At 32.9% G+C, this 26907-nt stretch carries 26 protein-coding genes and 2 tRNA genes; 13 read left to right on the top strand and 15 right to left on the bottom strand.

Annotation, left to right across the window (positions count from 1 at the left end):
* The first annotated feature begins 1 nt into the window (after position 1).
* Positions 2-448 carry a disulfide bond formation protein B gene (locus tag N4A31_06900; protein MCT4635945.1) on the top strand — a complete coding sequence of 149 codons (447 nt, stop codon included), beginning with the start codon at positions 2-4 and terminating at the stop codon, positions 446-448.
* Between the two features lie 10 nt (positions 449-458).
* Complete coding sequence (locus N4A31_06895; protein ID MCT4635944.1) at positions 459-998, top strand: demethoxyubiquinone hydroxylase family protein; 540 nt, start codon at positions 459-461, stop codon at positions 996-998.
* Here the strand turns inward: N4A31_06895 and N4A31_06890 are convergent.
* Both N4A31_06890 and N4A31_06885 read right to left on the bottom strand, forming a co-directional pair.
* On the bottom strand, positions 995-1360 hold the full coding sequence (locus N4A31_06890; GenBank protein MCT4635943.1) for a hypothetical protein: 366 nt from the start codon (positions 1358-1360) through the stop codon (positions 995-997). The two genes, N4A31_06895 and N4A31_06890, sit on opposite strands and share 4 nt — an antisense overlap.
* Positions 1351-2772 (bottom strand): anion permease, encoded by a 1422-nt coding sequence (locus N4A31_06885; GenBank protein MCT4635942.1) that lies wholly within the window; start codon positions 2770-2772, stop codon positions 1351-1353. Before N4A31_06885 ends, N4A31_06890 begins: the two co-directional genes overlap by 10 nt.
* Positions 2773-2986: 214 nt before the next feature.
* Here N4A31_06885 and N4A31_06880 point away from each other — a divergent pair, with 214 nt between their 5' ends.
* Positions 2987-3190 carry a hypothetical protein gene (locus tag N4A31_06880; GenBank protein ID MCT4635941.1) on the top strand — a complete coding sequence of 68 codons (204 nt, stop codon included), beginning with the start codon at positions 2987-2989 and terminating at the stop codon, positions 3188-3190.
* Here N4A31_06880 and N4A31_06875 read toward each other — a convergent pair.
* Both N4A31_06875 and N4A31_06870 read right to left on the bottom strand, forming a co-directional pair.
* Positions 3187-5319: an ankyrin repeat domain-containing protein gene (locus tag N4A31_06875; GenBank protein ID MCT4635940.1), complete on the bottom strand. Its 2133-nt coding sequence runs from the start codon at positions 5317-5319 to the stop codon at positions 3187-3189. The genes N4A31_06880 and N4A31_06875 overlap by 4 nt on opposite strands.
* A gap of 69 nt (positions 5320-5388) precedes the next feature.
* Complete coding sequence (locus N4A31_06870) at positions 5389-6147, bottom strand: alpha/beta hydrolase (GenBank protein MCT4635939.1); 759 nt, start codon at positions 6145-6147, stop codon at positions 5389-5391.
* Between the two features lie 279 nt (positions 6148-6426).
* On the opposite strand from N4A31_06870, the gene N4A31_06865 reads away from it, so the two are divergent.
* The 3 genes from N4A31_06865 to N4A31_06855 are packed head-to-tail and all read left to right on the top strand — an operon-like array spanning position 6427 to position 8849.
* Positions 6427-7596 (top strand): glycosyltransferase family 4 protein, encoded by a 1170-nt coding sequence (locus N4A31_06865; protein MCT4635938.1) that lies wholly within the window; start codon positions 6427-6429, stop codon positions 7594-7596.
* A gap of 23 nt (positions 7597-7619) precedes the next feature.
* Positions 7620-8279 carry a hypothetical protein gene (locus N4A31_06860; GenBank protein ID MCT4635937.1) on the top strand — a complete coding sequence of 220 codons (660 nt, stop codon included), beginning with the start codon at positions 7620-7622 and terminating at the stop codon, positions 8277-8279.
* A 6-nt stretch (positions 8280-8285) separates the two neighbouring features.
* Entirely contained in the window at positions 8286-8849 is a 564-nt protein-coding gene (locus N4A31_06855; protein ID MCT4635936.1) for a hypothetical protein, read from the top strand.
* Positions 8850-9037: 188 nt separating this feature from the next.
* On the opposite strand, the gene N4A31_06850 is transcribed toward N4A31_06855, so the two are convergent.
* The 3 genes from N4A31_06850 to erpA form a co-directional block, all read right to left on the bottom strand.
* A tRNA-Pro gene (locus N4A31_06850) sits at positions 9038-9114 on the bottom strand.
* Between the two features lie 133 nt (positions 9115-9247).
* Positions 9248-11302 carry an ATP-binding protein gene (locus N4A31_06845; protein ID MCT4635935.1) on the bottom strand — a complete coding sequence of 685 codons (2055 nt, stop codon included), beginning with the start codon at positions 11300-11302 and terminating at the stop codon, positions 9248-9250.
* 174 nt (positions 11303-11476) lie between these two features.
* Positions 11477-11827, bottom strand: a complete 351-nt coding sequence (gene erpA / locus N4A31_06840) for an iron-sulfur cluster insertion protein ErpA (GenBank protein ID MCT4635934.1) — start codon at positions 11825-11827, stop codon at positions 11477-11479.
* Positions 11828-11979: 152 nt separating this feature from the next.
* Between erpA and N4A31_06835 the strand changes: the two genes are divergently transcribed.
* Entirely contained in the window at positions 11980-12645 is a 666-nt protein-coding gene (locus N4A31_06835) for a hypothetical protein (GenBank protein ID MCT4635933.1), read from the top strand.
* An 11-nt stretch (positions 12646-12656) separates the two neighbouring features.
* Here N4A31_06835 and N4A31_06830 read toward each other — a convergent pair whose 3' ends face one another.
* Together N4A31_06830 and N4A31_06825 are read right to left on the bottom strand one after the other, a co-directional pair.
* Positions 12657-13472: a cytochrome c oxidase subunit 3 gene (locus N4A31_06830; protein MCT4635932.1), complete on the bottom strand. Its 816-nt coding sequence runs from the start codon at positions 13470-13472 to the stop codon at positions 12657-12659.
* Positions 13473-14006, bottom strand: a complete 534-nt coding sequence (locus N4A31_06825) for a cytochrome c oxidase assembly protein (protein ID MCT4635931.1) — start codon at positions 14004-14006, stop codon at positions 13473-13475.
* A gap of 220 nt (positions 14007-14226) precedes the next feature.
* Between N4A31_06825 and N4A31_06820 the strand changes: the two genes are divergently transcribed.
* Together N4A31_06820 and N4A31_06815 are read left to right on the top strand one after the other, a co-directional pair.
* The gene (locus N4A31_06820; GenBank protein MCT4635930.1) at positions 14227-17646 is read left to right on the top strand and encodes a hypothetical protein; all 3420 of its coding nucleotides are present in this window, start codon (positions 14227-14229) and stop codon (positions 17644-17646) included.
* Positions 17647-17765: 119 nt separating this feature from the next.
* Positions 17766-17840, top strand: a tRNA-Gly gene (locus N4A31_06815).
* 15 nt (positions 17841-17855) lie between these two features.
* On the opposite strand, the gene N4A31_06810 is transcribed toward N4A31_06815, so the two are convergent.
* From N4A31_06810 to N4A31_06800, 3 genes are read right to left on the bottom strand one after another with little or no spacing between them, the layout of a single operon-like run.
* Positions 17856-18179 (bottom strand): response regulator, encoded by a 324-nt coding sequence (locus N4A31_06810; protein ID MCT4635929.1) that lies wholly within the window; start codon positions 18177-18179, stop codon positions 17856-17858.
* Positions 18180-18211: 32 nt separating this feature from the next.
* Positions 18212-19591 (bottom strand): HAMP domain-containing histidine kinase, encoded by a 1380-nt coding sequence (locus N4A31_06805; GenBank protein ID MCT4635928.1) that lies wholly within the window; start codon positions 19589-19591, stop codon positions 18212-18214.
* Entirely contained in the window at positions 19578-20270 is a 693-nt protein-coding gene (locus tag N4A31_06800) for a class I SAM-dependent methyltransferase (GenBank protein ID MCT4635927.1), read from the bottom strand. The genes N4A31_06805 and N4A31_06800 overlap by 14 nt, the downstream gene beginning before the upstream one ends.
* Positions 20271-20727: 457 nt before the next feature.
* On the opposite strand from N4A31_06800, the gene N4A31_06795 reads away from it, so the two are divergent.
* From N4A31_06795 to N4A31_06780, 4 genes are read left to right on the top strand one after another with little or no spacing between them, the layout of a single operon-like run.
* Complete coding sequence (locus N4A31_06795) at positions 20728-21522, top strand: FtsQ-type POTRA domain-containing protein (protein MCT4635926.1); 795 nt, start codon at positions 20728-20730, stop codon at positions 21520-21522.
* Positions 21519-22778, top strand: coding sequence for a cell division protein FtsA (ftsA, locus tag N4A31_06790; GenBank protein MCT4635925.1), 1260 nt, complete (start codon positions 21519-21521; stop codon positions 22776-22778). The genes N4A31_06795 and ftsA overlap by 4 nt, the downstream gene beginning before the upstream one ends.
* A 34-nt stretch (positions 22779-22812) precedes the next feature.
* A complete protein-coding gene (gene rmuC, locus N4A31_06785; protein ID MCT4635924.1) occupies positions 22813-24162 on the top strand; it encodes a DNA recombination protein RmuC in 1350 nt (449 codons plus the stop codon).
* Positions 24155-24673, top strand: coding sequence for a gamma carbonic anhydrase family protein (locus N4A31_06780; GenBank protein MCT4635923.1), 519 nt, complete (start codon positions 24155-24157; stop codon positions 24671-24673). Before rmuC ends, N4A31_06780 begins: the two co-directional genes overlap by 8 nt.
* On the opposite strand, the gene mnmA is transcribed toward N4A31_06780, so the two are convergent.
* From mnmA to N4A31_06765, 3 genes are all read right to left on the bottom strand, one after another.
* Positions 24670-25770 carry a tRNA 2-thiouridine(34) synthase MnmA gene (gene mnmA / locus N4A31_06775; protein ID MCT4635922.1) on the bottom strand — a complete coding sequence of 367 codons (1101 nt, stop codon included), beginning with the start codon at positions 25768-25770 and terminating at the stop codon, positions 24670-24672. The genes N4A31_06780 and mnmA overlap by 4 nt on opposite strands.
* Before the next feature lie 242 nt (positions 25771-26012).
* Positions 26013-26447, bottom strand: coding sequence for a hypothetical protein (locus tag N4A31_06770; protein ID MCT4635921.1), 435 nt, complete (start codon positions 26445-26447; stop codon positions 26013-26015).
* Between the two features lie 54 nt (positions 26448-26501).
* Positions 26502-26858: a hypothetical protein gene (locus N4A31_06765; GenBank protein ID MCT4635920.1), complete on the bottom strand. Its 357-nt coding sequence runs from the start codon at positions 26856-26858 to the stop codon at positions 26502-26504.
* Positions 26859-26907 lie beyond the last annotated feature (49 nt).

Here is a 26907-nt window from a genome sequence, read left to right as displayed (position 1 = left end):
TATGCCTTTGCTTGATAAAATTAAAAAGAATCCATATTGGCTGGTTTTGCTTAGTAGTGGAGCAGCATTGTTTTTGGCATATGTATCAGAGCTTCTATTTAATTTGTCTCCATGTTCATTATGCATTTATCAAAGGATTCCTTATTTCATTTTATTGTTATTATCTGGGGGTGTTATATTATTTCCAAGATCTAGAAAATATACTATACCTTTAGTTGTGCTATTGTATATAGTTGAAATATCTTTGGCTGGTTATCATGTTGGGGTGGAGCATTATTGGATAGATGAAGTATATACTTGTAATGCAAAAAATCCAGCAGGCGTTTTAAGTTTTAAAGAGGTTGCTGCCAGCTGTAGTGAAGTTCCATTTAAATTTATGATGCTTTCAATGGCTGAGTGGAATGTTATATATGCTGTTTGTCTGCTTTATGGATTTTTAAAAATATAGAAAGAAAATCATGAGTAAAATGCCAGGTGATTTAAATGGTGATCAGTTAATGGATCAGGTAATTAGAGTTAACCACGCTGGAGAATATGGCGCTAAACGTATTTATAAAGGGCAAATGGCAGTTCTAAGGAATGTTGATGATCAGAAGATGCTAAAGCATATGGCAGATCAAGAGGAAATTCATTTAGATTATTTTGTAAAAGAAATGCAGCAAAGAAAAATCAGGCCATCTGTTTTTCTACCCGTTTGGCACGCATTGGGATATGCTCTTGGGGCTGGCACTGCTCTTTTAGGAAAAAATTCTGCAATGGTTTGCACAGAGGCGGTTGAAGAAGTTATAGATCAACATTATCAAGATCAATTAAAGAAACTTGACTCCAAAAAAGAGAAAAATTTAGCTAAAAACATTGAAAAGTTTAGACAGGAAGAATTAGAGCATCATCATATGGCTAAAGACAATATGAAGGATCTAAATTTTGGTCATAAAGTTTTGTATAATGCAATAAAACTAGGATGTAAATTATCTATAGAAATAGCCAAGAAGTTTTAAGTTTTTATATATACTTTAGGAAGATTATCAATGGCTATACTAAATTTTAAATTTAATCTATTCATTGATTCTTGGAAACTATCTTTTAATTCTTCAAGAATTTTATTGGCAGCTAATTTGCAGGTTTCTCTTGTTCTGCCTTCTATTATCTTTATAGATAAATGGATGAATGCGTTGTTCATATATCCATTGCCAATTAAAAAATCTTTATGGAGAATAACTCGGCTTTTACAAGACTCCAGCTTAGTAGGAAGAGTGTCCACTAATATATGATGAATCTTAGATAATGTTTGTTTAAAATCCCTTTCAATTATATTATCGCTAGCTTCAAGAATAATTTGTGGCATCTTTTTTAAAACCATCCTAAATATTTCCACCATACTCCACCAACAACGCTCCAAACGGCAATGTTAATTAAGCTGACTATGAAACCAATTTTCCACCATTCTTTTGTGGTTACAGATTTGGTACCAAAATATATTGGTGCAGTAGCAATTCCGTAATGAGTTAATCCCCCTGAAAGTGAAGAAAAATAAGCCAAGGTCATCGCCGCAATCATCACAGGCACATTAAAGCTCATAATTAAGATAAGGAATGTACTGAATAACACAGTCACTTGTGCAGCCACACTTGCAAAGAAATAATGTAAATAGAAATATAGCAACATAAGTGCGGGCACTGCAATTATTGCAGGATAATGTTTTAAACTTTCAGCAATATGAGTGGCTATCCATTTAATTACCCCATATTCAGCTAAGTAACCAGAAAGCATTATCATAATGGCAAACCAGATGAAGCTGTCCCAAGCTCCTTTTTCATTAAGAGCATCACTCCAATCAAGAACCCCAGTTACTAGTAATGCCACAACTCCTATCATTGCAACTGAAGTTGCGTCCACACCAATCTTTTTGTCCAATATCCAGCCAACAATTAATGATGCAAAGGTTATAATCATTACTAGTTCATGGATAGTAACTTTTCCCATTTTCTTTAATGCTTCTAGAGCGTGCTGAGGTGCCTTAGGAGAAGTTTTAATAGCAGGGGGGTGAAGTAAATATATGATAAGTGGCATAGCAAATAAGCTAATTAAACCAGGAACTATTCCACCCAAAGCCCAGCTGCTCCATGAAACTTCAGCGCCTGCTTTATTAGCAAAGCTTTGAATTAACGGATTGGCAGCCATCCCAGTTAAGAACATTGCGCTGGTAACAAGATTAGTTTGGAAGCATACTTGGCTGAGATATCCCATTGTTCGTTTAATATGGCTTTTATTATCATCATGATGTTCAGTTGCTAGAGCATCAACTAATGACGTAGCTATTGGATAAACCACACCACCACCACGTGCAGTAACGCTTGGAATTAATGGAGCAAGGAATAATTCTGTAATTACTAAGCCATAAGACAGACCAAGAGTAGTTTTTCCAATTTTAGATATAAAATAATATGCCATTCGTTTTCCAAGACCAGTTTTTATAATTCCTCTGGCAATTAGGAAAGCAAAAACTAATAGCCACACTACCTTTTCGCTGAATCCATCAAGAACTTGTTGAGTTGTTAACACTCCCATTAGTAAACACATTCCTGCACCAAGCATGGCCATTGCACTAATGGGTAATGGGCTTAGAACAATCCCCACCATGGTTCCTAAGAATATAACGAATAAATGCCAGGCTTGCGGGGTAATTTCATTGGATATAGGGTTGAACCACATCAAAGTTCCGACTATGAAGATAAGCAATAATTTAATTAAGCTACTATATTTCTGATGCATGACTCTCTCCTTATATAATTTAACGAAAAATATAAACTAATAACTTGCAAGATACAAGGTGGATTTTAAAGCTTATAGTTTAGAAAATATAGTATATATTAAGTCTGGCTGGTAAAGTACATTCTTTAGAAGTGTAGAAAAAATAAAGAATATTTGACATAATATTAAATAATTAGGGGTCATCCCCAAAAATAATAATTCTGTTATCGCCAATATGTTGATAGATGGCGGTGCAAATATTAATGAGAAAACTAAAGAAGGATTCACTCCAATGTACTTAGCAGTAATACATGAACTAAATGACGTAATTGATCAACTTTTTATTAAAGGTGCGGATGCTAATTTTCAGTTAACAGCAGAAGAAAACGCAAATGTTCTTATTGGTTTAGGCGGTGATTTTGAAGAAGATGGAGTTTAAATTGCTCCATTTTCTACAAGTATTTTAATAATATTAGGGTTTTTTGCTTTTTTTAGTGGAGTTATCCCTGAGATATCGCTTAAATTAACATCTGCATTATAATTTTTTATAAGTATTTTTAATATAGATGGTTTTTTTAAGATAACAGACTCCATTAAGGCTGTTGAATCATTTACCACTTGGTTAATATCAGCACCATGGTCTATAAGCTCTTTTATAACAAAGGGAGCGGTTGCAGAGACGGCATGCATGATAGCAGTTTTATTGTTTTTGTCAGCCACTTTAAGGTCAGCGGGTTTTAATGATTTTAAAATAGGATTAAGTATTTCTATAATGTCCACATCGATGGCATGCATCAAAACAGTTTTGCCATTCTTATCCGAATCTCTTATGTTTGCTCCCCCTTCTATAAGAAGGTTTGTTATTATTGGATTCTTGGTATGAATAGCCTTTATCAGGAGGGGAATATCATTGAATTTAGCATTAACATTAGCTCCTGCGGTGATTAGTCTTTTAACTTCTTTGTTGTTTTGGTAAGTGATTGCTAAGTTTAGTGCATTGGTAAGATTAGAATATTGATTATCATTAGAAAATCCGATTTCGGACATTTTTATCGCTAATTCATAATGATTATTCACAATTGCATATTGTAGGGCTGATACTCTCTTTATTTTTAGGTTTTTAATATTTTTATCATAAGAAATTAAATTCATTAAAAAGAATAAACTAGCATTATCAATAGCTTCTTTTAAGAATTCAGTTAGTTTTTTTTGAGACAAGACAATATCTAAATTATTTAAATTAGCTCCGCTTAAAATTAAATTCCTAGTCATTTGTGGATAGGTAGATATAAGATATTTAGCTTCAATAAGCGATTGTTTAAGTTCATTTCTATGATCAGACCCTATCCTTAAGCTTGCCATTCCCACATACAGTTCTTTGTTTTTTTGAGCATATTTTAAAGCTGACATTCCATTTATAGGATAGGTATTTAGATCTACGTTGAATTTAGCAAGGTTGTTGATGGCCCTAAGATTTCCTTCATCTAACGATTTTTTCCAATATTGAAATAATTCATCGTTATTTAAAGTTTTAGCTTCTTTTAATGGACATCCTTTTTGAATTAATTTCCAGATAATATCGTAGTTTTTATTTATGCAGGCTTGCATAATGGGAGATATGTTTTTATCATTTTTTATTTCTAAATCAATTTCAGAAAATGTAAGAAGCTGATCTATTATTTCTATATTTCCTTCTTTTATAGCTATACTTAAAATGCTGTCGCCTAATTCATTTTGGGAGTTAATGTTAGCTCCTATTTTAATAAGCTCTAGTGCTTCTGAATATAATTTATTGTTGATAGTGAATATAAGAGCTTTATTTTTATTTATTTCATTTTTAAAGGCTGCGGTAATATCAGCACCATTTTTTAAAGCTATTAATGCTTCCTTTCTCAGATCCAGATTTACAGCAAATTTTAAAGAATTATCACTATGTGGATTATCTTTTATATACATTGTCTGTAAGTGATTACTAAATTCTTGCAATGCTTTGCGTTGTAATTCTCCTTCAACAGATTGAGAATTATAGTTTTTGCGAATTAGCTGGATACATTCTTCAACATTATATTCACCATGTATTTGCATGTGAATTGCTGTCAGAAAAGTTCCGGTTCTTCCAACTCCTGCCCCGCAATGAATTAAAATTTTCTCTCCGTTAGTGATTCTTTCTAAGGCATCACTCACTAAATTTTGTAATTGTTTTAAAGTTGGTGCATGAAAATCTTTGATTTCAGTAGTAAGGTCATTAAGCGTTAATACATAGTTTGTATCATCAAATAAACTTTCCCAGAGATGTTTTATTAATTCTGGTTTTCTATCGCTAGGAAAGCTAGCCAAGCTATAAATGGTTCTAATGCCTTGTTTATAAATTGCTTTTAAGTTTAAAAGTAGTTTGTTGTCAATCTTAGCTTCAGATATAGATTTTCCACTTAGTAGAAGTTTGAGCATATTATTGTCATGTTCACTATTGATTAGATATCCAGGTTGAGCTGAACCAAACACTCTTCCAGGAATGTTCTTCCACTTGGGGGTTACTAAGGCTTTATATCTAACGGGTAGATTATTCATTTACTTATATATTAAAAAAAACACATGTATTTAATAGTGTATTTAAAATATGTAAAGAAAAAGTTAAACTTATTTTCTAAGCGCTTTTTTTATTATCTCGTAAATAAATTCTAAATCTTGTGGTCTTGATAAGCCATGTCCAGCTTCTTTAATTAGATGCACATTAACATCATTGCTAGTAAGTTTTTCTGCAATTCTGATTGTGGTTTGATAAGGAACGTCTTTATCGTTCATTCCATGAATAAGATGAATAGGTATATCAAGAGGAATTTCTTTATCTAACAATAGATGGTTGCGAGCTTCTGTGATTAGATTAAGACTAATAGGATATGGTGTATCACAAAACTCATTGCTAAAATCAATTTTTTTATTCTTAAGAAGATCATCTTTCTGTTCTAAGTTTAAATAATCCCAAATTAATTCTTCGGTAAAATCTGGAGCTGCAGCTAAGCCTATTAAGCTTGATACTCTTTCAGGTCTTGCAAGAGCAGCAAGAAGCATAATCCACCCCCCCATACTGGAGCCTACTAGAATTTGCGGTTTATCAGTTAATAGATCAATAACATTTAGAGTGTTTTCTAGCCATAATCCTATAGTTCCATCAATAAATTCACCTGATGAATTGCCATGTCCTGAATATTCAAAAAGAGTTAAATCTAGATTGTTTTCTTTAGCATATTTGCTTAGAGCTTGGGCTTTAGTACCATTCATATCAGACTTAAATCCACTTAAGAAGAGTATTCCTTGTTCGTTGTTTTGCTTGGCATGAACTTGTTGATATGTGGAGAATGATCCATCTTTGTGATGTAGTTTTTTATAATTATTCATAAGTTTGGTTCTTCAAGTATATAGTGATATATTCTACTCTATAATTTAGTTGATTGTTTTAGCATTTGCAATGCTTTATAATTTGTTAATTAAAGTGCAACTTAAACATTAAGTTAATATGAATTACAAAATATTTATATTTGCAAAAACAGGGGAAATCTTGAACTAGAGAATAGAAGACCTTTATTTTATTATACTTTCTTTGTTATTTTTCTTGTAGATATTTTATGTTATGATGTAGTCGATTTTTGCTCATAAATAATACAAGTAGTTTATAACATGTCTAAGAAAAAAGTAAAAACTTCCCATAATATAGTTAGAAAGCCAGGTATCTTGCAGGTGCTGCCCGCATTAATGTCTGGTGGCGTTGAAAGACAAGTGATGGATACTGCTGAAGCTATAGTAAAAGCAGGTTACAGATCTTTTTTGGCTTCTTCAGGTGGGAGTTTAGTAAACTCGTTATATCAGCAGGGATCAAGGCATTTTGTTTTAGAGTTAGATAGTAAGAATCCATTTGTAATATTAAAAAATATCTTTAGGCTTAGAGAGATAATTGAATTAAATAATATAGATATTGTTCATGCCCAGTCTCGTGCTCCCGCATGGAGTGCTTATTATGCTGCTAAATTGGCTAAATGTCATTTTGTAACCACTATCCATGGTGCTCATAGCACAACCGGTTTATTTAAAAAGCTCTATAATTCAGTGATGACCAAAGGTGAAAAAGTGATTGCTGTATCTAAATTCATAGCTCAATACGCCAAGGATAATTATAAATTTGATCATAAAAAATTAGAAGTTATTCATTGTGGAACTAATATTGATAAATTTAACTATTCGAAAGTTGGAGATAAAAGGATTATAGATATAGCACGGAATCTTCGTATTCCAACGGATAAACCTATTATCATGCTTCCAGGGCGTTTAGTTCGCAATAAAGGGCATCTATTTTTATTGGAGGCTATAAGGGAATTGCCGTCTCAGTCAGTTACCTGTCTATTTGTAGGTGGTGGAAAGGAATATTCAAACTATAGGAAAGAATTACAAGATAAAATCAAAGAGTATGGTTTAAGTAAAACAGTTATTATGACTAGTAATGTTTCGGATATGCCTGCTATTTATGGATTATCTGATATTGTGGTTTGCGCTTCAACAAAGCCTGAATCTTTTGGGTTGGTATCTATAGAAGCTCAGGCTATGGGAAGGATGGTAATTGCTACTAATATTGGTGGTATTGTTGAAACCATCATTTCTAAGAAGACGGGTTGGTTGATAGAGCCAAATAATGTTGAACAACTTACTGAGACAATCAAAAACATTCTTCAAATGGATCTTTCTACTAGGCTTGTTCATGCTAAAGCCGCAAGAAATAACGTGGAAAAAAAGTTTTCCCTTGAAACTATGGGTAAAAAGATTATAAATACTTACAATAAAGTGCTGGGTATTTAATTTTAATTAATAAAGAGGTTTATATGGTGAGTAGCTGTGGGTGTAACAGAGGAAATGTTGTTGGTGCTACTGTAACCGCAGCAACTGGTTCTGGAGCAGCAGGACAAGTAGCGGGTTCTCTCGCTTGTAAAACTAATCAAAAGATAGTGTATACAGCGGTAGTGGGTGTGAGCACGGCTATAGGAGGATATTTTGCAAAATTTGGCGAGTACTTTAATTATCAATCTAAAGTAATTAACTACGAACCTTTTGCCTTGTCTTCAGATACTCCAGGTTATGAGATGAATGTGGTTAGAACCTCAGTTAAAATGCTGGGCACTTCGGAGGATGATTTGATGGTGGCATGTCCCCAAGGGTCTAAGATTTTTGCTAAAGGTGGTTTGAACTACGTTGTGGTTGGTAGTGGAGAAGATGAGTTATATTATAGTCTTTGCAGTACCGATGTTATAAATAGTAAAGTTGGGGTAATTGAAGGATTTAGCCCTGCCCAAGATAAAATAAAATTTTTCTGTACTAAAAAAACAGTTTATCCAGAGGATATAAAAATAATTCATGATAAGGTGGATAATACAGATGTAACTTATATTGAGGTTGCTGGAGAAAATAAAATATCTGCAATTGCCTTAATTGGAGATATATCAATTGAGGTGAGTGATATCATTTTAAACGAAGTTTGGAGTTAAAATAATATGATAAAAGATATTTTTAAATCTAGAATGGTGAAAGTTTGTATAGTGGAGGTGATTATAGCTCTTATAGCTATTGCGGCATATCTTTACTATCAGGATTATCAAAGAAAAAATAGAATAGATTTTGAGCCTTTTGCGATAACTGCTAATGGTTTGAGTATTAATAGTCTTATAAATGCTAAAGTGATAGAGGGAACTCCAGAGGATGATTTAATAATTGCTTCACCCGAAGGGTCTAAGATATTTGCTAAAGGTGGTTTAAACTATGTTGTTGCTAATACAGGACCGGACGAGCTTTACTATAGCCTTTGTAGTACTAAGATTATTGATGGAAAGGTGAATGTGATTGAAGGTTTTAATCCTGCCCAAGATAAATTAAAAATTTTTTGTATGAGAGATATATCTCCTGAAGCAATTCGTGTGGTTCATAAGAAATTTAATAATATGCCAATGACTTATGTGGCAATTAAAGGCAAACATACCGACACAGGAATTGCTCTTTTGGGTAATATTAATCTTAAGCCTGAAGATATTATTTTAAATGAGCGTTGGGTTAAGGATTAATTATTGGGAAGACTTTTGTCAGGAAGAGAGGTTGTTAAATTGTCTTTTTCTTATGCAGATTTTTCTTTGTATCTCCAGGTGATTATTATAAATAGTAAAACAGCGTTGCTATAAGAGACATACGATGTTAATTAAAGATAGTTGAATTTACAGGAAGAGTTGTTTAAGGTTGGTTATATTAATAGGAGTGGTCGGGGCAGAGAGATTCGAACTCCCGACCCCCTGGTCCCAAACCAGGTGCGCTACCGGACTGCGCTATGCCCCGACAAAGAAACTTTAAAGAGTTTATTTATATACAGTTTATCATATAAAGCAATAGTTTTTATCAAAAAATTACATAATTGAAGGTAAATCTTATGTAAATATATAGTAAGCTCAGTATTATAAGAAAACTTTAGTTATAAATTAGTAGAAGTAAAGGTTTTATTTTGATTATTCATCGATGGTAATAAAGGCGAGGGGGGCTGTTCACCTGTTCCCAATTCTTTAAATTGAATAGCTCTTTTTATTTCTTCCAGTAGTTTATTTTTTTTGTATGGTTTTGTTATAAAGCTAAAAACGCCTTTTTCAAAAGCTTTTAGTATTTCATTTTCATCACTACTGCTTGTTTGAAGAATTATGGGAATTAAAGATAAATGGGGGTCTTCTTTAATTAAAGAGAGTAGATTAAGACCATAAATATCAGGCATCATTAAATCAATAAAGATTACGGATATAGACTTATAATTTTCTTTTAAATATTCTAAAGCAAATTGAGCTGATTTCACTTTAACTAAGTTATATTGAGTTCCATATAAGAGCATTTCCATACTATTTAAACAAATTTCTTCATCATCAATCATTAATATATTATAGCCGTTATTATGAAGCGTTATTGAATCTGAGATAGAGTTTGTTAATTCAATAGGTTGTGTTACTGGAATGCTAATATTAAAAGTTGCTCCTCCATCTTTGTTGTTTTCAGCCCATATTTTTCCATAATGAGCAGAGATTATTTCGTGACAAATTGTTAGTCCTAATCCAGTTCCTATTGATTTGTTTTTGGTATTAGCTCCTTGGATAAAAGGAGAAAAAATATTAGATAATTCATCTTCCGGAATACCTATTCCTTGGTCATGAATAGAGATTTGTAAAGCGTCTGACATAAAACTATTTTGACCTAATATTTTTGTTGGAGACACAGCAATTGAGATATAGGCATCATTTCCACTGAATTTAATTGCATTGAGTAATAAATTACGTATAACTTGTTTGATACGATTTCTATCTATATTTGTATAGACAGGGTCTTTATTAGAAACAATAATTTTAATCTTTTTGTTATTCATATATAGCATTTTACATTCTTCTACCACTTCTGTAATTGCTTCAATTAAATTAGTGTTTTTTAGATCTAGGATTATTTTTCCATCAGAAAATTTTGCTATTTCTAATAAGTTTCCTACTAAAGATAATAAGTGCTGCGAGCTATGTGCGGCTTGAGTAGAGAAGTTAAACTTTTCTTCTTCATTTAATTCAGGCCAGTTAGATACTAAGTTCTCTAAGATATGTGAAATGCTCTGTAAAGGTGTTTTAACTTCATGACTTAAGTTATTAATGAATAAAGTTTTCTCTTCTAAAGCTTTTTTCAACTCTGTTGTTTTATTGGCAACATTATTTTCAAGTTTTAAATTTACTAGAGACAGAGAGTTTCTTGTCTTACTAATTTCTTGAACAAGTTCCTTCTCAGTTTTTAGGGAGTTTTTTATCTTTTCAAGAGCGTTAGCAACCATAGTACCTTCTTTGCTGTTAGTCTTAGGAATGGCGCTATCTATGTTGCCATTTGAAATATCTAGTGCTGCTTGAGATAAAGCTAGAAATGGTTCTAAAATAGATTTATAAAAGAAATAAATTAAACTTAAAATGGTTGTTAATAAGAATAATAATTCAAGCTTATAATCTAAGAGGTTATAAAAATAATCTTTATAATTTATTGTTACAGGATTGGTTCCAAGAAGAAGAATAAAAGGTGAGTTTTCCAATTTAAAGAGTACATAACTTGCGCTCTTTGTTACATGTAATATTTGTTCTTTTTTATTTGAGATGAGTTGAGAGAGGTTTTTAGTTACTTTTTCTCGGTTGTTAATGTTAAGTTGAGGAGAATGTGTGATAACTAAATTGTTACGTTTGTCGAACACTGCATAATATGTAATAATTTCCTGATTATATTGGTTAGTGTGAATTATTTGATCAAGTTCATTTGCTAAAATTCTTGAAGGTAATTTATCTGGAGAATTAGTAATAATATTTTGTTTTATGTTATATGCAATGTTAGCTAAATTATTCTCTACTTCTTTCTTATACTTGTTTTCAATCTTCCAAGTGATATATGCTGATATGCCAATTAATATAAGAAATATTAAACTAATAAATCTACCTAGAAGAGAGTAAGTGTGTTTATTGTTTTCTTTCATAACAGCCCCTGTTTACTTGGTTATCAAGCAAATATTACTTTCGTAATAGTTGAATAAATCTTGGTTATTAATATTAGTAGGAGATTTTGAAGGAGTTGTAAATAGATATTATCGTATAAATTGAAATAATTGATAAAAATATTGCTTTATTCTCGCGTAGGTTGAAAATTGATCTTAGATGCTAAATGAATTTCCACAGCCACAACCACTTGCAGCTATTGGATTTTTTATTTGAAAATAGGACCCGTTGAGATCTTCTTTGAAATCTAAGGTAGATCCTTTTACTAGTTCTAGGGAGGTTAGGTCAATCAAAACTTTAGCTCCATCTTTTTCAAGATATAAATCATCTTTTGTTGCTTCTTCAGAAACAAAATTATAACGATATTGGAAACCAGAACATCCTCCTCCCTCTATTGATATGCGAAGTTTTATTTGTGGGTCATTGCGTTTCTTAATAAGAAATGCAATGCGCTTGCAGGCGTTATCAGAGAGTGAAAAATCTTGCGTTGATTCAGCTGTAGTCATAGAGCCATATATTTATGTGTTACTCCTATAAATATAATAATCCATAACCTAAAAGTCAATAATCTATGGAATGTTAACTGTTTATTTACCCTTAGGCTATTACCCTATTATAATAGATAAAAACTTTGAGAATTGATTGTTAGGTAAAAAATATGAAGTTTATGAAAAGAATGGGTGAATTCTTTAGAAAAAAGAAAAAGGTTGTAGAGAAACCTGCGACAGAAGATAAAGAGATTATTGATTATGATGATTCAAAGCAAGTGGATCAGTTGTTCACCGATATAATATCATATAATTCAGATCAAGCAACGGAAAGATTACATGATGCTATAAAAAGAGCTTATCCAGAGCTTTTAATCTCGCTTGTACCTAAGTTAATGGTGCAGGGAGCAGATATTAATGCTCCAGATAAAGAGAGAAAAACCCCTTTAGAAAATTTTGTTGATAGGATAGAAAATAGGCCTTTAAATAAACAAAAACCTTATACTAAGGTTATTGTAGATTTAGTTGATAGAGGAGCCAACTTAAAAGAATCTACGTTAATTGCAGCTCGAGATAAGATGAAGAATCCTGCGGCTCAAGAATTAGAAGGAGCTCCTTTTAAAGATTTAAAAAAGCGATTAGAAAAAGTTAAAGGTGAGTTAGATAGAAAAATTTTCAAAAATAGAATTAATTTTGTAAAACGCTTAAAGTGGAAACTTATGGGTAATGATAAGTCACCCGCAAGAAGCAAGGAGAAATATAACAAATTAGCAGAAAGGTCAACCGCCATAGGCAAGTCTATTGAAAAAGTTGCTAAATCTGGTCGTAGTAGGTAGTGGAATTTTTGTTATCCTAATATATACACAAAAATGAATAGGAATATCCATACCACATCAACAAAATGCCAATACCAGGCGGCAAACTCAAATCCAAGCATATTATTGCCATGATCAAAATGCCCTTTTTTTGCTCTAAAATAACATACTGACAAGAATATGGTTCCTATAATTACGTGGAAACCATGGAATCCTGTTGCCATATAGAAATTGGTTGAATAAATACCTTCGGTGAATTCAAAGCTAGCATGATGATATTCATAAGCTTGAAGCATGGTGAATGAAATAGCCAAAAATATAGTAATTTTTAGGGCTTTCAAAGCTTCTTCACGCATTCTATGATGCAGAGCATAATGAGCCCAGGTAACTGTGGTTCCAGAAAGTAATAAAATCAAAGTATTAATTAGGGGGTAATTAAATGGATCTAAAGGTACAATTCCTTTCGGTGGCCATATAGAAGAGATAACAGACCATGGTTCATCAGCTATCATTTCATGAGGAAAGAGTCTTGCATGAAAGAATGACCAAAAGAACGCAACAAAAAACATTACTTCAGATAGAATAAACAGCATCATTCCAATAGATAATCCATTCTGCACGGCTTTACTATGATGCTTTTGTTGACCTTCTTTTATCACGTCGCTCCACCAAGAGAACATACATGATAATACTAATACAAAACCCAGTGGTAAGACCAATTTGCCAAGGAATTGATCATGCATAAACATTACAGCGCCAATAGCTAATATTAGCATTGAGAATGCTGTGAATATTGGCAGTGGACTAGGATCAACTAAGTGATATGGGTGATTTTGTTTGGTACTCATTTAATTCTCTCTTATTGGGTAAAAAGTATAGGATAAAGTAATAGTATCCACATCCTGTAAATTTTTATCATCTTCAATTGCCGGGTCTATAAAAAAAGATACCGGCATTATCATTTTTTGGTTGGGCTTTAATAATTGCTCCTCAAAACAAAAGCATTGAATCTTATTAAAATAAGCTCCTGCTTTATGTGGAGTGACATTATAAATTGCCGTTCCTATTATAGGCTTATCTGTTTTATTTTCAGCGCTATAAAAAACTAAATTATTTTCTCCAACTTTAATAGTAACTTCATTTTGTTCACTTTTAAAGCTCCAAGGCAGATCGCTAGCAACATTAGCATCAAAGCGAACCTTCATCATTTTAGTGCCCACTCTAGTGGAGGCTATAGAAGTATATTTGGTTGTTCCTCCATATCCTGTAACTTTACAAAATAAATTATAAATTGGCACTGCAGCAAATGTAAGCATAGTCATGCCTACAACTAATAATATTATAGAAAATGCTATTTTTCTACTACTTGTTTTATGCTTCAATATTTTTACCAATAAATTGCTTGCAGGACAATAATGTTAATAACTATAGTCGGTTCTATTAGTTTGTCTAGAATCATCTTAAAGATATATCTAATAAAACTTTAATTTTAGAAACTTTAAGAAGTATTTAGATCATAATTATTAGTGAAAAAACCTAGAATTTAATAATTTTATGTGATATATCATCCATTTTTAGATGTAAAATTAAGATGGAGATTATATGGAAGAGCAAGGAAAAAAGCCAGAAGAAGAAAAATCAACTGAATCAGATCAAGAGATATTGAATTTTTTAAATAATAATATGGGGGGGCTAGGAATTCAGTTCGGTGAGGTTCCCATAGACCATTATATTCCTGGGATGGAAGGGCCCGTGCCTTTTGAGTATGTTAGGCAGCGTTTAGGTATGCAAAGGCCGCTATTTGAGGCTGAGCCATTTCAATATAGAATAATTACACCTTCAGATGGAACTATTGAGAGGGAAAAATTATTAGAAAGAATTGGATTTTCTAAGGAAGCGCACACTAAACTGATGCAGTTGATAATTGATATTAATCAAATAATAATTAATAAGTCTGATCAGTTAGCAAAAATAGCCCTAGATAAAGTGCGTTACTCACGGTTCATTGATAATTTATTATCTGAAGATAAGATAATAGAAATTATGAAAAAAGCTAAGGATAATAAGACAAGTTTATTACAGCAATTGCTTGCAGATAGTGGTTTTCAAAATGAAGAGGGGAGTAGTTTAAAAGAAGAGATAAAAATTATTAATTATCTAATTGATAATTATATTCCTTTGGTTCTCTTGCAGACAGCAAATATTACTATTGAAGGTGGGTTAAGCGCAAGCATTGGCAGAACAGATAATTATGAATATTATGCACCTATAATATTGAGCGCTTTATTGAAGAATATCATTGCATTGGAAATAATAAACCCTATAGCTCTTGCATTGAGTAAAGCTAGCGACTATTTATCTCCAGCAGAATTGCGTGAGTTGACTGGAGATATATCGGAAGGAGAGTGGCAAGGGGTAAAATCTAATATTAGTGAAGATATTATACCCTTTGAGCAGCTAGACTTGCTTCTTAATGTTATAAGGGGAGAGAAATTACATGTGATTACTTTTATGCTGATGAAAATTAGATCGTTAAGTGTTAATAGGTCTGCTTTAGAGAAGTATATAAATACATGCGTAGAATCTGTTCTTATTATGGCTGTGAAGTTTAATAGAGCAGAGATAGTTGAGTTTATTGTTAATAATGGTCTTTCTATAATAAAAAAGGATCTGCTTACAGATTTAGCGGAGACTGTGTTCTGTTATGATATGGAAAAATTTGTTTCTATTTTGTTTTCTGCTCTTATTAGGGGAGATCACGATACTTGTCTAAAATTTCTTAATTCTGTTTCATGGGATCGTTATACCGAGCATGAGAAGGTGGAAATAGTAAGGTTCATTATTTTAAGGTCAGGGCATGAAACAAGAGAGGCTCTTTTAAGAGAAATTTTCACTAATAAGAATATTGTAGTGGCTGGAATACATTTATATAAAAATCTCTTAAAAAAATCTAAAGGTGATGAGTATACTGAATTAAAAGCCGTTATTGCACCATTTATTGCTGAATATATTGTAGGTTATTGGAATTCTAAAGTGACGACAGTTAAAGGCGCCACTATTAATGAAGTTCTAGAGGGAACAATGTATAGTATTATTGAAGTTGCTGAAGAAGATCAAGAAGATATTATTTTAACAAAATTATACGAAAAAGGTCTTTTAAGTATTGATTTATTTGAAAGTATTTTAAACAAGTGTGTAGGACAAGAGTTTAAGGAAAAGGCAAAGAAATTATTTTCTAAATATACGAAAATTTATACCCTAAGTCCGCAGGAAATTTTAAATAAGAGTGATGTCATAAAAAAAGATTTTATTTTTTCTTTTGGAAAATTAAGCGATGAAGAAAAAGAAAAATTTCTTCAAGAGGTGTTTCAAGGGATAAAAGAAAAGTTAGATGATAATAACGTAGATCAGAAAAAGCTAGACTTTCTACTAGGTGAGCGTCGCAAGTTAGAGTGGATTAAAAAAAATAATTTATTTAGTAAGGATAATAAGAAAAAAGCAAATAAAGCGATAAAGGATATTACTGGCTTAGAGGGTTCTTTACTTTTTGGAGAAGATGATAGTCCTTTTCAAGCATATTCTAAAGGTAAGGTGGATTCTCCTAGTGAAGTTTTACCTCAAAGGGACGGTGTTTCTTCTAAAGGTAAGAAGAAAAAGAATAAAACCAAAAAGAAGAAAGCTAATCCTGATAGAGAAATTGAAGCCGAAGACACAACTCCCGATGATTCTGGATTAAAGAATCAGGCTCTAACTGAGCAACAAGATAAAGAAGGTGATTATAGCTTGAATAATCAGGTTGTAATTGGGACAGAAATTGTAGGAAATGATTGGCAAGAGGTTTCTTCTAAAAAAACAAAAAAAGGAGGGAGAGAAGTTGAGGCTACAAGTGGAGCTGATAAGCCAGGTGGAGCAGGAGGAGGTGGCTCTATAAAGTCACCACAGAAAAGAGAGAATTCAAAAGATATTAAGAGAAATTCAAAGGTTAAACCAGCTTCTAAAAAAGCTTCACCTTTGAAGTCTGTTAAGCAGGAAACTAGTTTAGATAAGCCTAGTAAGGTGGGAGTAAATTCTTATAAGGCAATGTTATTAGAAGAGGCAGAAAATAAATCAGGAGAAGAAAGTACAAAAGAGTTGGTAAGTAATTCAGCAGTTAATACAGCGTCTTCAGAAGAAATGAAAGATGAGCAAGATTCAGGGGGCCTAAATTACAAAAAAGAGTTTGAAATACAAGATGATGGAAAGAATCAGGATGCGGAATTTTCAATTTCCAGTGGTCATACAGATGGCAGCGCAGCTTCCTGTGATTCAGTGAGTAATATTAGTGGTGAATATATTTCCGTTCCAGGTCCTGATGGAGTTCATTTTTATTATAAAGATCTTTATTATAATGATCCGCAACAATTACCTCCTGTTGTTCCAGTAGTATGTAATGCTTGTGTGTTCAATCCTGATGATGGTAGTGTAAAACATTTTTATATGGACCCAAATGGTGTTTGTATTGATCAATGGGGGAATCAATTTACTGGGCCTACTGGGCCTGTTTATTACCCATACAACCCTAATGGTTTTTATGGTTCTGCTAATGAAACATCAACAATTGCTCACAATTATGGTGGTGATGATGGTGGAGGTGGTGGAGCGGTTGCTAAATCATCTCCTAAAAAGAACAAAAAAGGATATAAAGGTGTTAAGAAGCATAAAGTTTCTACTGAGGAAGATAGTTCTCAGGGAGAGTTGCAAGAGATAAGTATATCATTATCTTCACTTCCTGAGGTAAAGGTAGTAGATGCTGAAAAAGAAGAATATGAAGACGCTATCAAAGAAGTTCAAAAAAGACTAGATGATAACAAACCACATGTTCAGTTAGGTGATTTTTATCATTTTGATATGAAACTGCAGAATGCTTCGTACTATGTTCCAATATCTCAAGATGAATATATGATGCCTAAATTACCATTTAGTGAATCTCCAGTAATGTTTTTTGGGGGGGAGAAGCTTAATATTGATCAGATTTTTATATAGTTTGTAAAAAGTATAAATTTCAGGTTTTAAAAAACTATAATAAATCTGAAGTTTATACTTGCATTATTTTTTTGCTTAGGTATATTTTTCTACTCTACCCTATGGTAGAGGAAAAATAAGCGGGTGTAGCTCAGTGGTAGAGCGTTACCTTGCCAAGGTAAATGTCGAGGGTTCGACTCCCTTCACCCGCTCCATCTAAAAATTATCTATTATATTCTCAAAGATTTTTGTATTGCTGATAGGATATCTTTCTTTTGGTAAGGTTTTCTCAAGAAGCTAGAAATTCCTGCTTTATATGCTTTATTTATCAAATCTTGATTAGAAGTTCCGCTTTGTAAAATAACTGGGATTTCAGTAAGTTTTGGGTCTTCTTTCATTTGTTCGAAAAATTCTAGACCATTCATATCCACCATCATCAAATCTAATAATACTATATCTATTGAATCAGAGTGTTGTTTTAGATATTTCATACCTGCATCACCCCCATTAGTTGTGATTAAAGAATATTCTGTTTCTAGAAGTAAGATTTCCATGCTTGTTCTACATATTTCTTCGTCATCAATCATTAGAATGGTTTTGGAGGGGGGGTATGTGAGCTGCAAGAGTGAGTAGATGATCCTTGGTTTGTTGGGATGGTAAAGTGAAAACTGGCACCTCCTTTAGGATTGTTATTTGCCCAAATGAGTCCGGAATGCGCTTTAATAATATTTTGACAAATTCCAAGCCCAAGCCCCGTGCCTCCAGCTGAAGTTTTGGTAAAGCTGCTTTGAGTAAATGGTTCAAATATAGAATCTAATTCTTGCTCTGGAATTCCTATACCGGAATCGCTAATGGTGAAGTGAAGGCATTCATTATTTTTAACTGTAAAGCTAGCTTTTATATGTCCATTATCTGGGGTGAATTTTATGGCGTTAAAAAATAAATTACGCAATACCTGGCCAAGTCTTTCATGATCGGAGGTGATCATGCATTCACCATTTGATATATATTCAATATTAATATGTTTTTTAGATAAATATAATCCCTTGCATTCTTCTATAATATCTTCAATTATTTTGTTAAAATCCACTTGTTTGAAATTTAAGACCATTTTATCGACAGTAAATTTGGATAAGTCTAAAATACTACCGATTAAGTTCTCTAGGCGCTTTGCATTAGTGGAAATATCTTCTGTATATTTATATTTTTTTTCGTCGCTCAATATATCCCAGGATTTTGTTAATCCTTCGGAAAGAACTGTAAACCCATGGACTGGAGTTCTAATTTCATGACTCATATTATTAAGAAAATCCGTTTTAGCTGTTAAAGCTTTTTCTAGTTCTTTCGTGCGTTGTTGTACTTTTTGTTCCAAGTCTTCATTAAGTTTTTTTATTTTAGTAATATATTTACTTCTTTCTTCTATAAGAGTTTGTTTCTTTTTAGAAAAGATTAATAGATAGAATAGAGGAGCTACATACGAGCTAAGTGCAATTAATAAGGTAGAGTTATAAGTGATGTTATCCGAGGATAATATTACAGATAGTGTTGCCCCTGCAATGGATAATAGTAAAAAAGAAATCCAATCCACAAAAATTGCAAGAAATACTAGGCCCACTAATCCATTTACATGCCACATGGTAGAGTTTTGGTTGTGCAGAAGCATAAAAGAAAAAAAGAAGGGAAAACTAATAAATATAGTTATATAGAAATATAAAGGACAGATGGTTTTTAAGATTTTGGGCCAATATTTGTAAAGTACTAAGATCCATCCAAGTATGGTAATGGTGACTCTAAGGTATACATTTTCATATATTTCTGGGGATGATACTTCCTTATTAAAAATATAAAAAATTAGATAAGAGATTCCTAAGAAATATCCCAATATTGTGAAGTATGGTTCAGACTCTCTAGTGTTAGTAGTCATGTTTGACCATAAACTATGTTTTATATTATTAATAACTCTCATCTTGTCCTATCACCATAATGTTTTGGGTCATGCTTAATTGGCAAATATTGTTAGGACAGTAGTTTTCTGTTAGATAGCTAGATAGACTCTCTTTTGTGGCATTTACTTCGTAATCATTAAGGCAAATTCCTGCAATATGCATCATAGAATTTAAATCTCCTCCGTCTAGAAATTCATCTATCCTATATAATTGAAAATTATTATGTAACTGAGGAAGAGTATTATGAATTGAGCTAAATCCCGAGTCTATAGCTCCATAATGTTTTCCTAGGGACGCTCTGTCTCCCTCATCATTAAATACCAAGACCAGAACTCCTGTTTTGCTAAGTAGTTGAGTCATGTCTTCTATTAAAGGAAGTCTTTCTTCTTGAGGTATATAATAAATGGTGTGTGATATTAGAATCATATCATACTTAATGTTATAGATATTTAAGTTGCAATCTAAGATAGATCCTTTTACTTTATGTACGGGGGATAATCCAATAAAGCTTGGTAGGTTATTTAGGGCCTCTTCACTGTTATCTACTGCAGTTATATTGTTAAAATACTTTCCTATAATTTGTGTAAAATCTCCTCTTCCAGTTCCAATATCCAGTAAATTTCTATGTTGTTGCAATTCAGGTATGATCTTTCTTAATAAAAGCTCTTCTTTGTGTTGAGGTTCTATAGTAGATAGCATAAGCAAATTTAGAGTTTTTAGATAATGATCTGTGCTTTGGAATACCCCATATAACGAAGGTTCAGGTACTTCTAATGAATTTACGAAGGTTTTTCCATTCTTTCTTCGGCTGTGCTATACTGATTTTTAAAGTAATTACTGCCTAGCGAGATTACAGAATGTATTTTTGAGTTCGTTGGCATCGATCTAATATATTTTCTCATAGTAGAACTAGTTTCGTGTTGTTTTGTTAACCTTGGTTAATATATATTTTATATAATTTACTAATATAAGTAAATATTTTTCTTAAATAACGTTTATATAAGATGTTACGACTAAAGGGCTGTTGATTCGCAAGATTCTTTATTTCTATATCTTTTGATTATTTTATAGAATAAATCTAATTAGATATCCATTGATATTTTAAGGTTTTTCTTTATTCTATAAGTAGGTTATTAACAATTCTGGTGCTTAAACATTGGTTGCTAAAACAAAAAGAAAACCGAAAACACAGCCGAAGGTTGCTCGGGCACGTGCGCGAAAGTCACGTTCTTTGGTGAAGAAGATTATGCTTTTTGCAAAAGCATTGTTAATTTTGGCGGTTGTGTCTTTGTTTATTCTAATTTATTTGAGTATAGATAGCATAGTGAAAGATTGGTATCAAATCACAGCTAGAGCTGGGTTTGTTTTAGAGCATGTAAGTGTTGATGGTCAGAAATATACTAATAATGATCAGATTGGTCGAAAATTAAATTTAAAAAAACGGATGCCTATTTTTTCTGTTTCACTTGAAGAGTTGAAAGAAAATCTAGAATCTTTGCCGTGGGTTAAACATGCCGTTATAGAAAGAGAGCTTCCAAACGATATTCATATATATATAAAAGAGAGAGTTCCTCTAGCTTTGGGGCAAAAAAATCGTAAATTATATATTATAGATAATGAAGGGGTTATTATTAATGAAAAAGAATTGGCTTCTCATATGTCTTTACCTATAATTATAGGTGATGGAGCGGAAATTTATGTTAATTCTTTGATGGAAACATTAAAAGAAGATTCTGAGTTATTTAAAAGAATTAGTTCGGTTACCAGAGTTAGTGAGCGTCGTTGGAATGTTAGGTTTGATAATAAATTAGAAGTGAAGCTGCCAGAGGAAAATATGGAAAAGGCCTGGAAAAAGGTGATAAAACTTTATAAGAATAATGAGTTATTTTTGCCTGATATTAAATCATTGGATTTAAGAGTTGCCAATAAAATATATGTAGAGAAAAAATGAATTTCAAAAAAATCATGTCCACATCTTCTTATGATGGAGAAATAGTTAGCATTCTGGACGTTGGATCTAGTAAAGTGGTTTGTTTGATTGCTAATATTAAGTCTGGTACAATTAATATCATTGGTAGTGGATGTCATAGTGCTAATGGCTTCAGAAATGGGGTTATTACCAATAGTGAATTAGCCAAAACATCAATAATAGCAGCTGTTGATCAAGCAGAGAAAATAGCAGGAATAACAGTTGATAAGATAATTCTTGCATTAAATGGAAATAAAATACGCTCCCATTACATTTGTCCTTCTTTAGAGCTTAAAAAGCATAAAGTATATAATCGTGATATTAATGCTCTTATAACTCAAGGAGTTAGGGATCTTGAGAAGCAGGGACGTGAAGTTATTCACTATTTTCCTTTAGAGTATATTATTGATGGGAATGATGGAATTTATGATCCCAGTGGATTACTTGGAAATAAAATATCAGCTAAGATTCACTTTGTTACTGTACCATCTATTATGCTTGAAAATATCATCAACTGCTTGGCCAGTTGTCAGCTAGATGTGGAAGATTGTGTTTTTGCTCCATATGCTGCAGGTCTAGCCACTTTAAATAATAGTGATAAAGAATTAGGTGCCACTATAATTGATTTTGGGGCAGGGATCACTTCCTATGCTTTTTTCCTGCAAAAAAATATAGTTTATTGTGGTTTTGTTCCGATAGGAAGTGGAGCGATAACCGAAGATATAGCTAAAAGCTTTATGCTTGATTTATCTACAGCTGAAAGAATTAAAACCATTAATGGAGCAGCAAGTATTGGATATGCTGATTCTCAGAAGATGATTCATTGCAAGATTGATAACTTGGATGATCCTTTTGATCATGAAGAAAGAAACATTTCAAATGCTGAATTAAATGATGTAATTAATGCTAGAATAGAAGAAATTCTAACTCTTCTTAAAGCTACTTTTGATAAGAAGAAAAATTTTTGTGAAACTCAGCGTAATATCGTTTTGACTGGGGGGGGGAGCTTGTTATCTGGTATAAGCCATGAAGCTTCTAAGATTTTTAGAAGTAAGGTCAGATTAGGCAAACCAATAACCGTTTCAGGGCTTAGTGCTGAATCAATTAATGCTACTTATTCTGCAGCAATAGGTGTGTTAAAGTATTTTGCAGATAAAAGCGCTGCTAGATCTTCTAAAGGTTTATCCAAAATTTCTTTGGTTAGAAAGTTTATCACTTGGTTTAAAGAAAATTTCTAACTTAAGTATAGTTTAATTACATAGGATAAGTTATATGCCAATTTACTTGATAATTACAATATCAATAGCTGTTTTTTCTATAATATTTGTTGTGATGAGAACTTACAGCAATAGGATGCAAGCTGAACATTATAGACTTCATAGTAGAATAGAATGGTTGATGGAAGAGAACGATAAATTATTGCACCAAAAGAATGAAATTAATCAATTATATCAGCAAGCATTAGAAGATAAATTTTTAGCTCAACAGAATGAAGCTTTAGCGAATCAAAAATGCCAGGCAATTCAAGAAAAAATGGAAGCGTGGGAAGTTCACAAGCAGCAATCTATAGAAAACGCTAAAGCTGCTATTTTCGATGTTGGTAACAAGCTGTCACATCAATTAATTGCTGAGCATAAAAGAGAGAGTGATCTTCAAAAAGAGGAATCCCAGAAACAATTTAAAACTACAACTGAAGGGTTATATAAAGATTTTTCGAGTTTGACTCAAACAATATCTTCATTAAAGGATCAAGTTACCACATCTCAATCTACAACAGATATGGTGTATAAGGCTTTGCTTGCTCCAAACACCACAGGTAGTTTGGCGGAGCTTACTTTAGAGAATATTCTTAAATCTTTGAATCTTGTTGCTAATGTTGATTATCAAATGCAGTATTCTATTACTGATAGTGATAATAATCGTTTGCGTCCTGATGCGGTTATCTTCTTGCCTGGAGATAATATTTTAGTGATTGATAGTAAGGCATCAAAATTCTTTTTAGAGCTAGGTCGGGCTTCCAGTGAGAAAGAAGCAATTGAAATTAAATCAAAGCTTAAGAATTCCATGAGAAATCATTTAAAGAGCTTAGGATCTAAGGATTATCGTCAGGCTATATCAAGCCATTTGCATAAAAAGAAAATCAATCACATTTCCACGGTGATGTTCTTGCCAACAGAGTCTGCTTTAGAGCAGTTACAGCAGATTGATAAACAAATAATTAGTGATGCTTGGCAAAATAATATTTTTCCAGCTGGGCCTATGGGGTTGGTAAATATTTTATCTCATTCTAAATTCCAGATAAGTGAGGATAGAAAAAATGAGAATTATCACTCAATTATTGAAGAGGTTAGTTCTCTTTTATATAACATTGCAAACTTAGCTGGCCATGCTAGAAAATTGGGCAATAGCGTTTATAGTTCAATGAATTATTTTGATAAATTTGCAGCCAGTTTTAATAGCAGCTTGTTGTCCAGATCTAAGAAGCTAGAGAAGCTTGGGGTTTCAGTGAAAACTAATAAGCAGATGCCAGAAATGATAGATAGATATCAAGTTATTTCAGGTAAGAAGATGACCATGATTGAGGGCAAGACATTAGAAGAGGAGGGTAATAATGATGAATAAATCTTGTGTTTTTCCTTATAAAGGAATATTACCAAAGATTGATGAAGGGGCATTTATAGCGCCAAATTCTTCTATAATAGGAGATGTTACAATAGGTAAGGGAAGTGGTGTTTGGTTTAATTGTGTGATTCGTGGGGATGTTGAGCCAATTACCATTGGTGAGAATACTAATATTCAGGATGGGACAGTGATTCATTGCACTAGAGGTGGTGGCAAAACCGTTATTGGAGATGATGTAACAATTGGTCATAAAGCTTTGCTTCATGCATGCATATTGCAAGATGGATGCTTTGTTGGTATGGGAGCAATTCTTATGGATGGAGTGGTGGTGGAAACTGGAGGAATGGTTGCTGCTGGAAGTTTGGTGACACCAAACAAAAGGATCAAGAAAGGTGAAATTTGGGCAGGTAACCCAGCTAAGTTTTTTAGAAATATGACCCAGGAAGAGGTGGATTATATTATGATTTCAGCTAATAATTATCTCAAACATGTGGATGAATATAAAGCTTAGCTTATTTTATTAGTGATCCAGCCCCCGCCAAGAATTCTTTCATCTTGATATACCACGCAGGCTTGTCCTGGAGTTATAGCTTTTTCAGGGTAAAGCAAAGTAACCTCTGCTGTTTTATTTGAAAGAAGTTTTATTTTTGCAGGCACCGCATCATGGGTGGATCTAATTTTTGCTGATGCACTTATAGGATGGCTTTGGAAATTTCCTAACCAATTCACCTCTTTAATAATAAATTTTCTTTTATGCAGGGCATCTGCAGGGCCTACGATTACTTGTCGGGTGTCAGGAATAATTTTAATTACATATAGTGGTTCAGCACTTGAGATTCCGAGCCCTCTTCTTTGTCCTATAGTATAATTAATAATTCCTTGATGTTCGCCAAGAACTCTTCCATCAACATGGATTATTTCGCCTTTATCTAAAGATCCAGGGCGATATTTATTGATGATATCAGAATAATTTCCGTCCGGTACAAAGCAGATGTCTTGGCTATCTGGTTTGTCTGCCACTATCAAACCATGTTTTGCTGCTATCTTGCGAGTTTCTTCTTTTGATTGGCCACCTAAAGGAAAGAAGGTGTAGTCTAATTGAGATTTTGTTGTGGCGAAGAGAAAATAACTCTGATCTTTGCTATGATCTGCGCCACGAAGCAAATCAAATCCATGAGGTTTTGCTGCCTTACGAACATAATGTCCGGTGCATAATGCTTCTGCATCTAAAGATTTTGCCATTTTTAGAAGATCACGAAACTTTACAGTTTGATTGCATCTAACACAAGGAATTGGAGTTTCTCCACGCAGGTAACTATCAGCAAAGTCATCAATAACTGATTCTCTGAAAGCAGTTTCATAATTAAGAACATAATGAGGAATGTTTAAACGATCTGCCACCATTTTTGCATCGTAGATGTCTTGTCCTGCGCAGCAAGACCCTTTCTTGCCAACAGTTAGGCCATGATCATATAACTGCATGGTCACACCAATAACTTGATATCCCCGTTCAACCATCATAGCGGCCACAACAGAGCTATCAACACCACCAGACATGGCTACTACAATTTTAGTGTCTTTAGGGTCTTTTTTGAAATGATTATGCATAAATACTCTCTCATAAATTGCAAAGAATGTAACATAAAACTAGGGGCAAAGTCAATGAAAAAGCTTAAGAGTTATTAAGGGATGCAAGGGAAGATGAGCACAAAACTCGCTATTCTTAGAAATCGTTAGGTTTTTTAAGAATCTAGTTAAAAACTTTTTTGCTTCGTTATGTTCCTTATTGGATCCAAGGATTATTAAATCTAATGAGGGAGAGGAGAGCTCCCTCAAAAGATAGGAAAAGATTACTCGGAAGAATCTTCAATTCCTAGGAGTTCTAAAGCAGCTTCATAGCCTTGTTCAGCCAGGTCACAGAATTCATCCACTGCTTTATCTGCATTTTTAGATGAAAGCAACTGCGGTATAATCACAAACTGATTCAGGTAGGAAAGGGAGAATATATCTTTTAAAGCTATTCCTCCTCCTTGCAGCATCATCTCAGTAATCATCATATTAGAAATGTATAAAACATCTGCTGTGTCTGATATGGCTTTCTTTAAAGCAAGTCTACATTTAATATTGCCGTCTGAAAGGTAGTTTAGGTCTAAGTGAGGGTAGAGTTCATAGCTATTTTCAATATACTTAGTCAGGTTTTTTAATATCAATGGAGGATGAGTGTTGTTATAGTGAATTGCATCACCTTCACTACCTTCATCATCAAAGTCAGCTTCAGTTATCATAGATAAAGAATGCCATTCGGTTGCATTGTTGTTTAAGTTATCTTCAGTGGCGATTTATTCGGAATTAATCAAAGGAAGTGCCGTCATTATGGCTACGTAAAGGATATATTTATGATCAGCTTGATTGAGTATATCTGCGAGTAATCCATTTGCTGCCGTTTGGGCATCCTCAGGATTTTCGATTGTATTACCAAATACAGAATGAATATTGAGCTCTCTTACTGCATCTTGGAAAGTAAATATCACATCATTTACATTTGTTCCTATACTTTTTATTATGCTTGTGAAATCTTTTTGGTCTAATGTGTTGTCTGAACGAAAATTGTCTAATAACATAGCTTTTATTTTTTCGGCCGGATAATTTTCAATATTTGCTGCATCTTCAAAGAGATTTTTTAGGTATGTTTCCAAAACTTCCTTTCCACCTTTAGCTAACCATGGAGAGGTTTGGACTTTGAAA

It is taken from the genome of Rickettsiales bacterium (assembly GCA_025210695.1).
Taxonomy (GTDB): domain Bacteria; phylum Pseudomonadota; class Alphaproteobacteria; order Rickettsiales; family CANDYO01; genus CANDYO01.
Note: the sequence above shows the minus strand (reverse complement) of the source record. Positions and strands in the feature narration are given on the sequence as shown.